The sequence below is a fragment of the Planococcus halocryophilus genome (assembly GCF_022489025.1).
GTDB lineage: Bacteria > Bacillota > Bacilli > Bacillales_A > Planococcaceae > Planococcus > Planococcus halocryophilus_A.
The window spans coordinates 87,860-98,800 of sequence record NZ_JAKVTG010000012.1 but is presented as its reverse complement, the minus strand read 5'-3'; the positions used below and the strand labels follow the sequence as shown (position 1 = coordinate 98,800).

Sequence of the window (10,941 nt, the reverse complement as noted above, 5' to 3'; positions counted from 1 at the left end):
GTAAATGAGTGTTTTCAGACAGAAGCTAGCCTGAGGGCTAGCTTTTTTTCATAGAAAATTTAATTGGAGTACTGAAATGTCACTGATTACAATACCCACAAACCCACTATCTAACTGTCTTAAAAACGGCTATAAAGATAGAATTGTACAGAACATAAAGGAGGGATTCGTTTATGGAATGTGATTTTTTACTGTCGTACATCAATGGATCTCAACTGATGAAAAAGGAATGCGCTGAGGTAGTTGAACACCACTTAGCTATATGTTTAACGTGTCAGGAATTGTTTGAGATAATGGGAGACTTGCCTTTTATAGAGGAGGAAGATTCATTTTCTATTGAAATGAAAGCCAGAATTTTAACCAAAGTCTTTGATGAGGAATTCCCCATGTTGTAAGAAAGTGCAGGTTGTTCCATGAACGATTTCTATTAACGAAAAGTTACTTCCAGTCATTGAGCGTGGATGGAATTCTCATATTGACACTTTGCAGTCTACAACCTCTAATATTTAGAACTCAAATCATTAGAGAGGACATCATAAAAAATTTTTGCACCTCAACTATTATTGGCAGAAGCGAGAGTTGAAAACATTTTAATCTTTCATTGTAGGTAGAGCTAATTGTATGGATAAACAGTGGTTTTTTATCAGGAGCTAGCTATCTGTAATAAGGATGAGTATAGTTAATATAAAGAAAACCACATTTCGATACAGACATTTCAAGAAATGCCAAGAAGATGCTAAATTGCAGATGATTATCACTTTTTTATTTAGAAATAATATTTTGGTATGTTAGGAGTCTAAGTGAACATATAACAGAGATAGAGAGCATAACCAATTTGTCACTTTAGGGAGAAATGCAGAATGATGTTGAAGTACTACACAAAACGCTACGAGGTAATCATGCAGGGTACTTATCCGGCAAATCGAAAGAAAATAATGTTAGCTACCCTTGCGAGTGACATAGAGAAAGCCTATGCAATTCCGATGCAAAGAGATCCAGCGTGGGAACAGAAAAACGAAGAGATATTCTCACTTTATTCTCAAGTTTCTGCTAGGAAAGACATGTAGAAAAGGGCGCTACAGCCACTAAATAAGAACGTCAAAAAACTGAACCAACTGAACGCAGCGCATTAACCGAGAGAGAAGTGCGTGACCTATCGGTATCTATCAAAGCTTATCTTTATAGGCTTAGAGCACTTTTACAATTACTATTAATTTCCTAATAAAATGCAGTTTACATATCGTAGCTTATCAAAAGGCAAGAGGTTCAATTGTGAACTCTTGTCTTTTTGTTTGAAAAAGTGTAATTCACATACGGTTTTCTTCATAGAATCAGCTAGCTTTTGCATCTTTCCATTGGTATATTAAGGAAATGAAGAAAAAGAACTATTTGATGTGAGAAACGGGAGGGGTTATTTTGAGTCAGACATTAACCAAAGAGGTCATTTATACAGCTTCCTCTCAGCTAGGAGAGGAAGTGGAAATCGTTGACGCAGACTGGAAAGACAAGTACGGATTGGCTGTGATTCTTCGGAGGCATAAGAAAACCTTCGTTCAATTGAACGGTGTAGAAATAACAGTAAGCTTTACAGCGTATAAATTATCGATGATTCGTTGGATTGATGATAACCACTTTCTGGCAGCTACCTACGAAAGTGACAAAAAAAATATGTTTATTGTAGACCTTTCTGGACAACTTCTTCATTCCTTTAATGGCGGTGAGGCATTTGAAGAGATAGTCGTTGGAAAAGAAGGAATCTGGGTCAGCTATTTTGATGAAGGGGTTTTTGGTAATGGAATCTCTACCGAGGGACTCGTACTTTTCGATATGACCGGTAACATCCTCTTACGATACCATTCCGATTTATTGAATCCTAATGCAATAGCCGACTGTTATGCTCTTTGCAAAGGGAGAGGAACGACTGCATGGATTTTTCCTTATACCGATTTTCCACTGATTGAAATAAACTCACAAGAGCGAACAAGTCGCACTTATCCGGTGCCTGAATTACTGCATGGCGCCAAAGCTTTATGTATCAGAGGAAAAGATGCTTACTTTTTTGATCCCTATAATTCCAATCAGAAGATGTATCAATTGAAAATTGGCACACAGAAACCATTGCTTTTAGGAAGCGTTCAAGGCGTTCTGAGAGGGCTAGGTCCGTCAGAAACTAACCACTTTCTCTCCATTTCTAAAAATCAGGAAGTTGCACTTTATCAAGTGATGATTTAGGATATCCTTTGGAAAAAAGCATAACCATATTTGGCGAAAAATTTATTGATGCTTTTAATAGAAACAAGTCAAGAATGTTTGATAAGGTTTTATATCAAAATTGAGTTTTGTTTTTCGAGAATGTCAAAATTATTATTTAGAAAAATCGGAGGTTATTGGGGTGGATAAGAAATTAATGATTTATATCGCTTTTGGCGCAGCCATAGGATTCTTTTTTGGGGGAATCTGGGAGGCTATTGCGGCAATGGTGCTAATTTACATTGCTCTTAGAATTGATTATTTGATTAAAATTTTCGAACACAGAAGGTAATTTTTTAGGTGATAAGGGTATTCGTATCTCAAATTATCAAAAGAGAAAAAGTGACATTCAGCTTTTTCTCTTTTTGTGTTGTGAGGGGGATACTAAGCAAATTAGGAAGGAGCGAAGCAAAATGAAGAAGGAAATGGAAGAACTGATTGTGAAATCTTTCTTCGAAAAAAACGTTCAGGAAAGAGTGCTTCATGAATTGTTTTCACCAAAGAAAAGAGGTCATGCTTTGAATCGGCTTTGTCATGAATATCAGAAGATGTTGAAAGGGAAGTACATGATTGAAATTCCACCACCAAATTCTGATCCACAAGACATTTACGAGCTGCTTCTAAAAAACGGAGCTGAAAAAAAGTGCTACTCCTTGTCCTACAATGAAAAGATAGAGGGAAAAGAACTATTGCTGCAAGAAGCTTTAGCACAGGCTGTCGGTTTTGGTTTTCCTTCAATCATTTCGTGCATTCCCGGTGAGTTAGCTTATTTTGAAGCAGAGCAAGGATTTGGTCCTGCCCCAAGGTATATATTAAGAAGACCTAAAATGAATTAAAGCAGATGATTTAAATGTAACTTCCTACTGATAAAATCTTGGAACGATCACTCAATGATACATTTGACTGGTTGAAAACGTTGAATCTCTGGAATATAGGTACACCGATTGATAAATACAGGAAAATTATGGGCGTTTTACTACCAAAGGTTTTGTGACCGGTTATCGGATATTTATGCCGCAAAAGCAAATAACTTAACGGCTATTGGCTGTCGTTTCTATTTTGTGCAGGAAGTGGAACTTGCCCAAGCAGATTTCGTTATTGAGGATTTAGCAGAACTGATCAATTTATTACCACTATTACCTATTTAATAGAAGATTGACTGCTACTGTATTTAAGTGTTTGACACTCCTAAATGAGAAAAAGGGGATGTCTATTTACTGAAATTGCATAACAAAAAAACCACTTTCAAATAGATAGGCTGATTTGAGAGTGGTTTTTCGTGAATTTTTCCATCGATGCTATCTTCACACTTTACTCGGAAAATTGTTCAACAACGTATCTTTATTTTCGGTCTTAAACTCGAGGGCTTTCTAGGCTTTAACTGTCGGCAGTATCGGAGATGTCACATAAAAGAAACCCCAGAGTAGAAAGAATAGAACTAGTAAAGCGATAAAAATAATTAATACGCCACTGTCCCGCTCCCATCGATACATAATCCATTTATCAAGAACGCCATAACAGATACCCGTAAGAATCCCCGCGATGATGAAGGGATAATAGGGCAGGAGTAAGCCAATTGCTGCTCCTGCCAATCCAAGGATTGGGGTATAAAGCCACATAAATCGTCCTGCCCATTTGCGCAAAATCGATTCAGTCAAAACGGAAACCAGATTCCCATAAATAAGTACTATGAATCCGGCGTAGTAAAAGTAGAACAACGTCATTACATAAAAATGTTCTGCAAGGTGATAGACAATTTCCTCGTCAGTATAAATAGTTACTAAGCTCCACACAATAGATGAAATTAATAAAGTGAGGAACGTTGATTTGAGTTTGCGTGCGATGAGTTGACCTTTAGTTTCTATCATCATAATCCTTTCATAATTGTGATTTTTCCCATAGTTTTTGCCCTAAGTGATTATAAAATTCTACTGTTGTTTATATAAACGTCCTGCTAGGTAGAGTTTCGGAGAGCAAGGGGAATCTATGTTTTTATCATTACACTTATAAAGTGTCGAATTTCCTTATAATGGATGATAAAATGTAAATACATAATACTTAAACAACTTAACAGAAGAAAATTGGGGATTGTGCAACAGAAAGATCTTAAGTATGAGTTTTCGATGAGTGGTCACTTTAATCTGTGATGAATTTTAAACTTAAAGTAAATGGAGGAGAACATTTTGTCAATGTTACTTGAAGTGCTTGCCATTCTACTCATTATCAATATGGCAATTTTGATACATGAAATGGGACATGCAATTGCAGTGATTTCACAGAATAAGCATGCTAAAGCGGAAATCTATTTTGGTTCATCAAGTAAAGAGAAAAAATTGAAACTAAATCTTGGAAGAATTACCTGCTACCTAACCATTGCCATTTCAGCGTTTTGCCGTACTTCGAACATAGAGAAATTACCGCCAATTACATATAAACAAAGAATTATTATTTTTATAGGTGGACCACTCGCTTCTTTATTAGGGTTTGGAACACTATATGTCACAACTCATTATATTTCAGGTGTAGCAGGAAATATTGTTATGAACATAGCAGGAGCTAGTTTCTTTCTATTCATAACTCCATTAATACCTTTTACATATCCTTCCTTTTTAGGAGGAGGTCCAAGTGATGGACTACAGATTTCAAACTTAATAAAAGAAAACAGAAAACAACGAAAAGCAGTTTAATAACAGATTCATGAAAATCGGAAATCAATAAAAAAGAGTGATTCGGCTGTATTCCGAATCACTCTTTTTTATCGTTTAAGCTTATACTGTTCGCCATAGTAAGATTCTGCCTTTGTAAGCAATCAAGCTGACAATGCTCAATAAAATTCCAGACAAGATGAATACCCCGCGAATGCCAAAAGCGTCTGCTAGAACACCCATCAAAAGGGAAGCAATGCCGAAGGTTCCGGTTCCAATTGCGCCGAGTGTGGTAAATACGGTTGGCAATTGAGCTTTTGGAACACTTGTCTGAACTACCATCTGTTGTGGGATGTTCTTGATTTGGCTAGAAGCCCCAACCAAAAAGGAAAAAAACAGTGCTAGCGTCGGAAGGCTCGTCAATCCAAAGAAGATGGTGACCAAGCTGCTGGAGATTGCACCTAGAAATATAAATTGGCTGAGCTTCTGTTCGATCCAGTCTGAAAACCGCAGACAGAACAAGCTGCCAGCGATTAACCCTAAGAAAAAGGTACCATTAATGAATCCCCACCATTTTTCATCTGCGAATAAAGCATCACTGACAAAGACATAGAGAATTGCGGCAATCCACACGGTCCCAGCAATTGTCTCCAGGACATCCATCCAGACAATTCGCTTGAGTACAGGCGAAGTAGAGACGGTTTTCCAGCCTTGGCTAATTTGCTTCCACTTTCCTTGGTTACTTGATGGTGTAAAGTCGACCGTATCTAAAAAGCTCAAGAGCAGACTTGAGACCAAAAATAAGGCGGCTGTTAACCAAACCAATTCATTCGCAGCGAGCCAAATCAATAGCGAGCTTCCAACAAACCACATGGCGGTCTGAATCAGCTGGGTAACAGTTTCTGTAATGCCATTCGCTTTCAGTAGCTGCTCGCTTTTCACGTAATTTGGAATGAGCGATTGAGTCACTGGGTTGGCGCAGCCATCCAGTAAGGCGACCAAGCTAATGATCAAAAAAAGCCCGTAAAAATTAGCCATCGAAAGTTGAGGCGAAAAGAACGCCAGTCCGATTAGCAAGATTGTTTTACCCATCTGTGACCCTGCCAGCAGCCATTTTAGGTTGAAACGCTGCATCAATAAAGGAGTCAAGGAGTTCGAAATGAACATCGAACTGGTGATAGTAAATGGCATAAAAGCAGCTGCAGTGGCTGATCCAGTCAATTCAAAGATGATGTAAATAATGCTGACAATATAAAGAACATCGCCGATATTGGCAAGCGATTGCCCGGTCAGCAATAAATTGTAGTTCCGATTCATTTTCATTATTCAGTTCCCCCAAGAAGTCAATTCGTAAATAATTTCTATTCAAGGGATAGATCAAATTGGACTAATCGTCATATTAGTTGTTCCTTTCTGTTTAAGGATAAATCTTGGGGGCGATTTATCGAAAGTATTCATTATTTTCATTATACTTTAAGTGGGAGGAGAAATTTTACATTATTTTAAAGAAGAGAAAAACAGTGAGTTATAAGTTTCAACATATAACTCAAGGACAAGTCGCTATAAATTAGATTGATTGGTATTCAACAATCTCTTAATCATTCTGATTTGACCACGATGGCTAATTTCCTCTTCCAAAACATGAAACCAAAGGTAGTAATTGTTGTGAGGAATGCCATTTCCCCATTTCTTTTCTTCTGCTAACCAATTGTCTTGCTTTGATTTTAGCAATGTAAGTGTATCTTGTCGGACTTGATGCAATTCGTTTAAATAATAAGCAAGAGTATGTCCTTTGATATCCTCTTTTGCTTTGGCGCCGAGTTCCAATGCTGATTTCCACTTTATATATTCATCTGCTGTTAAATCTCTGTTTTCACTTGAAACAATTTGATGAACAAACTCAATAGATGCAATATGCAATAAAAGAGAACCAATAGAATTCGAACCCTCATCATGCAGATAATCCAAATCGCTTTGATTTAAATTAGCTACATCAATCAATGTAACTTCTCTTATATGTTTTAACATAGTAACAAGTTCCCCGATTTTCTCAGAAAAAGAAACCGTCGGTATTATTCGATATTCCACTATCAATCCGCCTCCATTCCTCTTCTTATAAGACTACTAGGAATATCGAATATTTAAAGACTTATAATTCTGAAAAGAGAATGATATAATTAAGGTAATAACTTAAAGGCGGCCAATTGGTGGCCTTTTTTCTTTGTCTAAGTTTAAATTTCATATTCATAACCTACTTTTCGTTTTCTAATATTTGGCAGGAGGAAGTTAATGAAAGATATTGATTCCAAAATGATTGATCAATCTATACAACATCTCCTTTCTTATGCAATGTCTAGTAATGCTGTTATTCAGGAATATGACAAGTATATTTATTTATCAAACCAAAAATTGTATGCCTTTTTATCGGGAAACATGGCTATTGGCTACATTGGTATCGAAATTTTTGAAACAAGCAACTGCATCATCAAACATCTAGCTGTTTTACCAACTCAAAGAGAGATGAATGTAGCAACTAAAATGATTGATTTTATTACCGAAAAACATTCATTAACTCAAATTTCTGCTGAAACAGATGGAGAGGCAGTAGGATTTTATGAAAAGTATGGATTTGAAATAACGAGTTTAGGTGAAAAATATCCAGGAGATGAACGATTTCTGTGCATTTATAAAACGATTTCTTATTCATGAATTCCATCAGCGAGAGTTGAAAGTTTCTTAATTAAAGCACTGCTTAATCTAAAAGAAGATATATCTAGAAGCAGTCGTATAATGATTATTGCTAGCATCTAAGGTGTTGGGAGGGGAAAAGTTGGTAATAAAAAATGAAGACGATATTATTGAATTGATACAAAAAGACGAGTGGATGATGAAGTTGCTTAAAACGGTAAAAGTCCTAGACCTTCCCGATGGGTGGATCTGTGCGGGGTTTGTTCGATCTAAAATTTGGGACATGGTACACGGTTACAGTGAAAGAACGACTCTTGAGGATATTGATGTTATTTATTTTGATGGTACGAATAAGGACGAAAAGATGGAAAAGCAATTAGAAAGTAGATTAATAAGTTTACTTCCTAATGTGCCATGGTCAGTTAAAAATGAAGCAAGAATGCATAGTAGAAACGGTGTAGAACCCTACATATCATCAACTGACGCAATAGCAAAGTTTCCAGAAACAGCGACTGCAATAGGCGTTAAACTAGATAAACAAGACAACTTAGTGTTAATAGCTCCTCATGGAATTGAAGACTTAATAAACTTGACAGTTAAACCGACTCCTTTTTTTACTGCAAATATAGAGCGTATGGCAATCTATGAAAAGCGCGTTCAAAAGAAAAACTGGAAACGTCATTGGAATCGAATAATTATTACCTAATATATAAATGAGTAAAAGCTACCTCGATATACGCAAGTTTACCTCTTAATCAATTAACGTAACACTCTTCATCTATTCCACATGCTTGATGACGTTGGAGCGCAACAGATAAATGACGGTAATCACAAAAATCAGCATACCGCACACCAACATCACATCTGAAATCGTCAATTGCAACAAGAGAGCTAGCGACACAAATGCATAGGAGAGAGGAACAAGTCCATTTGAAGATGCATTGACGAGACTCATGACGCGGCCTATTTTCATCGGGTCCGACTGAACTTGTATTGTTGAAATTAGTATTACGTTGATAAAAGAAGAAAGAATGCCCATTAGTACGAGTAAAAGAATTCCCTGCCAGAGAAACCCGATTTGTCCTAAGAAAGTTAAGCAAATACCCAACACACCAATCATCACTAACATAGTCAATCCTCGTTTTTTTTGCCAATTCAAAATGCCGACTAAAATGGCTCCAGCTAACATGCCTCCTTGATATGAACTTTGAAGAAAACTTAAATCCAACACCTCACCTTTGAGAACACTATCCACCAGCAACGGAATGCCCATTAACAATGGACCGAAAAAGAAGAAGTTGATTATGATTAAAATCAGCAACATGTTTTTCAGAAAAGGCATGTTCCAGACATACGACAAACCTTCTTTTAGTTCTGATAACGTTGAAGGTTTGCTAATACTTGTCTCACGCTTCTCCTCCTTAATAAGAGAAGAGAAAAGAAATGTTAATAGTAAAAAGCCAGCAATCACTGCAAACAACAGGCTAAAAGAACCGAACGAAAGAATCCAACCGCCTAGCATTGGACCTGAAAAAAGCGCGATTTGATTGGAACTTTGAATAAAAGAATTTGAGCGTGGAAGAACCTCTTTCGCGACGAGTGCAGGCAGAAGAGAAGTATTTGCTGGAGAAAAGAATGCGTCTACGATTCCAAAACTCAAGGCAAAAAGAATAAGTGGCCACAGTTCAAGTAAACTGAGCTGTAGCAATAAAATCATTCCTAGTACAAGAAAGCAGCGTACTAAACTCGATAGTAACATGATGCGTGAGCGGCGGAACCGATCGGCCCAAACACCACCAAGTGTCATAAACAAAATCCGAGGGACCATCGTTACCATCATCACAATACCTAAAGCGCTTTCCTTTTCCAGCACAGTGATGATGTACCATTGTTCAGCAAATAAATATGTTGATAAGGCAAGAAAAGATACAGTACTAGAAAGCCAGAGAAAAATAAACGATCGGTTGCTAAACAAACTCGAGATAGCTGTTGTCTGTTCATTTGCGGTAGCTACTTGATCATTTCCCACGTAACCGCTCCTTTCATTACCTAATTTTCTTTTTTAAACAGCAATTCATCAATCTGAAATGCGGTAGTCATCAAGTAGTAATGATGCTTGTCCGCTTCCTCGTCCTCTTCATTTAATGTACTTAAGAGTTCACGGTACTTCCGTGTGAATTCCACAAACTTTTTCTCACTTACAGTAAATTCAGTTTGAAGTGACAGGTTGTTCCATTCTTCAACATTGGAAGAGTGCAGTTCAAATGATTCTTCTGGAGCTGTGAGCACCCGTGTTTTTGCACGATCAATGACTTCTAAATAGGACTGGCGTGTAGCTTCCTGGGATTCCACATAGGTAAGCAAATGATCTGCCGGAATAAATCCTCTGGCAACGGCCTGGTAGAATTTCAGGATATTTCCTCCACGTTCTTCTTTTCGGACTAGCTGAATAATGCCGTATTTCTCTAATTCTCGGAGGTGGTAAAGAACTTTGGCTCGCGAAAGGTTGAGTTCTTGAGCCAGCATTTGTCCTGTGTGAGGTTGTTCGACTAGATAAATGAGCATTTTGGTGCGTAGCGGATCGCTAATGACCTTTAATTGTTCATACGTTTCGAGAATGAAAATAGATTGTTGATTCAATTGTAAAACCCCTTTCTTAACCGGTTAACTTTTCTTAACCTGATTATATACATGCTAACTTTTAAAGTGCAAGTATTCTGAATATGATTATCGAACCAATATCATATATAAAGTTCGATAGGCGTCTTTTCTTTACTATGACTTTTTATAACCTTAAAGAGCACTGCGAAGCAACGGAAATAATTTTGCAATGCTTTTTTAAGACTTCTACTGTTAAAGACATTCAATCGTATAAAAGGGCGATTGAATAATACTCAGATTAGTTAGATGAAACTTGGAAGTAAAGGGGATTTGCTGAAATATTAATGCTGATTTATACAGTAAAGAACGCGGTACAAAATGGTTTTGGTAGTAAACCCTCTTATTTAAAGGAAGTGGGTATAACCTTGGTAAATTATATACAGGAGGTTGCTGAAAGGTTGAGCAAAATTGATCAAAGAGGCCGTTTAGAAAAAGAGCCATTTACGTACTTGCTGACTAAAAACGGCTCAATTCTGATTAGCTACCAAGGCAAGCAGGTAGTAATGCTAAAAGGGAAAGATGCCGAACAGCTATCTGCAAAACTTACAGCTGCAAAAGCCGATACAAGACAACTGCCGATTCTTTTGGCAAAAGCAACGGGAAATTTCAAGCGGGGCAACGAGAAGAATGGAAAAAGAAATAAGAATTGATCTGAAATATAGAATTGACTAATTTCATGAAAACTTAGAATATATAT

Annotated in this window: 15 protein-coding genes and 1 pseudogene; 11 read left to right on the top strand and 5 right to left on the bottom strand. The window is 37.0% G+C overall.

The genetic code is table 11. From position 1 onward, the window contains the following. The first annotated feature begins 173 nt into the window (after positions 1-173). The 7 genes and pseudogenes from MLE13_RS13440 to MLE13_RS13415 all read left to right on the top strand — a co-directional run bounded on the left by MLE13_RS13440 (position 174) and on the right by MLE13_RS13415 (position 3,398). Positions 174-395, top strand: coding sequence for a hypothetical protein (locus MLE13_RS13440; protein WP_240750187.1), 222 nt, complete (start codon positions 174-176; stop codon positions 393-395). Positions 396-860: 465 nt separating this feature from the next. Beyond that, the gene (locus MLE13_RS13435) at positions 861-1,067 is read left to right on the top strand and encodes a hypothetical protein (protein ID WP_240750186.1); all 207 of its coding nucleotides are present in this window, start codon (positions 861-863) and stop codon (positions 1,065-1,067) included. Between the two features lie 349 nt (positions 1,068-1,416). Beyond that, a complete protein-coding gene (locus MLE13_RS13430) occupies positions 1,417-2,232 on the top strand; it encodes a TetR family transcriptional regulator (protein ID WP_240750185.1) in 816 nt (271 codons plus the stop codon). Between the two features lie 160 nt (positions 2,233-2,392). Further along, positions 2,393-2,542, top strand: a complete 150-nt coding sequence (locus tag MLE13_RS13425) for a hypothetical protein (RefSeq protein WP_008432864.1) — start codon at positions 2,393-2,395, stop codon at positions 2,540-2,542. Positions 2,543-2,675: 133 nt separating this feature from the next. Next, positions 2,676-3,086, top strand: coding sequence for a hypothetical protein (locus MLE13_RS13420; RefSeq protein WP_240750184.1), 411 nt, complete (start codon positions 2,676-2,678; stop codon positions 3,084-3,086). Positions 3,087-3,121: 35 nt separating this feature from the next. Continuing rightward, a pseudogene (locus MLE13_RS18085) lies at positions 3,122-3,238 on the top strand (nucleosidase); the annotation flags it as partial. Further along, positions 3,195-3,398 (top strand): hypothetical protein, encoded by a 204-nt coding sequence (locus MLE13_RS13415; RefSeq protein WP_430905217.1) that lies wholly within the window; start codon positions 3,195-3,197, stop codon positions 3,396-3,398. The pseudogene MLE13_RS18085 and the gene MLE13_RS13415, both read left to right, overlap by 44 nt. 222 nt (positions 3,399-3,620) lie before the next feature. On the opposite strand, the gene MLE13_RS13410 is transcribed toward MLE13_RS13415, so the two are convergent. Further along, on the bottom strand, positions 3,621-4,121 hold the full coding sequence (locus MLE13_RS13410; RefSeq protein WP_240750183.1) for a hypothetical protein: 501 nt from the start codon (positions 4,119-4,121) through the stop codon (positions 3,621-3,623). A gap of 318 nt (positions 4,122-4,439) precedes the next feature. Between MLE13_RS13410 and MLE13_RS13405 the strand changes: the two genes are divergently transcribed. After that, the gene (locus MLE13_RS13405; protein WP_240750192.1) at positions 4,440-4,937 is read left to right on the top strand and encodes a site-2 protease family protein; all 498 of its coding nucleotides are present in this window, start codon (positions 4,440-4,442) and stop codon (positions 4,935-4,937) included. Positions 4,938-5,018: 81 nt separating this feature from the next. Here the strand turns inward: MLE13_RS13405 and MLE13_RS13400 are convergent, their stop codons facing one another. Together MLE13_RS13400 and MLE13_RS13395 are read right to left on the bottom strand one after the other, a co-directional pair. Continuing rightward, a complete protein-coding gene (locus MLE13_RS13400) occupies positions 5,019-6,218 on the bottom strand; it encodes an MFS transporter (protein ID WP_240750182.1) in 1,200 nt (399 codons plus the stop codon). Positions 6,219-6,455: 237 nt separating this feature from the next. Next, on the bottom strand, positions 6,456-6,986 hold the full coding sequence (locus MLE13_RS13395; RefSeq protein ID WP_240750191.1) for a DinB family protein: 531 nt from the start codon (positions 6,984-6,986) through the stop codon (positions 6,456-6,458). Between the two features lie 198 nt (positions 6,987-7,184). Between MLE13_RS13395 and MLE13_RS13390 the strand changes: the two genes are divergently transcribed. Beyond that, a complete protein-coding gene (locus tag MLE13_RS13390; protein ID WP_240750181.1) occupies positions 7,185-7,604 on the top strand; it encodes a GNAT family N-acetyltransferase in 420 nt (139 codons plus the stop codon). 121 nt (positions 7,605-7,725) lie between these two features. Then, entirely contained in the window at positions 7,726-8,289 is a 564-nt protein-coding gene (locus MLE13_RS13385; protein WP_240750180.1) for a nucleotidyltransferase family protein, read from the top strand. 72 nt (positions 8,290-8,361) lie between these two features. On the opposite strand, the gene MLE13_RS13380 is transcribed toward MLE13_RS13385, so the two are convergent. Next, positions 8,362-9,612: an MFS transporter gene (locus tag MLE13_RS13380; protein ID WP_240750179.1), complete on the bottom strand. Its 1,251-nt coding sequence runs from the start codon at positions 9,610-9,612 to the stop codon at positions 8,362-8,364. A 20-nt stretch (positions 9,613-9,632) separates the two neighbouring features. Continuing rightward, positions 9,633-10,223, bottom strand: a complete 591-nt coding sequence (locus MLE13_RS13375) for an ArsR/SmtB family transcription factor (RefSeq protein ID WP_240750178.1) — start codon at positions 10,221-10,223, stop codon at positions 9,633-9,635. A 419-nt stretch (positions 10,224-10,642) separates the two neighbouring features. On the opposite strand from MLE13_RS13375, the gene MLE13_RS13370 reads away from it, so the two are divergent. Further along, positions 10,643-10,894 carry a hypothetical protein gene (locus MLE13_RS13370; RefSeq protein ID WP_240750177.1) on the top strand — a complete coding sequence of 84 codons (252 nt, stop codon included), beginning with the start codon at positions 10,643-10,645 and terminating at the stop codon, positions 10,892-10,894. The last annotated feature ends 47 nt before the right edge of the window (positions 10,895-10,941 follow it).

Coding starts and splice junctions, on each gene's coding strand:
- MLE13_RS13405 (WP_240750192.1), top strand. CDS start 4,440: ATGTTACTTGAAGTGCTTGCCATTCTACTCATTATCAATATGGCAATT.
- MLE13_RS13410 (WP_240750183.1), bottom strand. CDS start 4,121: ATGATGATAGAAACTAAAGGTCAACTCATCGCACGCAAACTCAAATCA.
- MLE13_RS13390 (WP_240750181.1), top strand. CDS start 7,185: ATGAAAGATATTGATTCCAAAATGATTGATCAATCTATACAACATCTC.
- MLE13_RS13440 (WP_240750187.1), top strand. CDS start 174: ATGGAATGTGATTTTTTACTGTCGTACATCAATGGATCTCAACTGATG.
- MLE13_RS13400 (WP_240750182.1), bottom strand. CDS start 6,218: ATGAAAATGAATCGGAACTACAATTTATTGCTGACCGGGCAATCGCTT.
- MLE13_RS13435 (WP_240750186.1), top strand. CDS start 861: ATGATGTTGAAGTACTACACAAAACGCTACGAGGTAATCATGCAGGGT.
- MLE13_RS13420 (WP_240750184.1), top strand. CDS start 2,676: ATGGAAGAACTGATTGTGAAATCTTTCTTCGAAAAAAACGTTCAGGAA.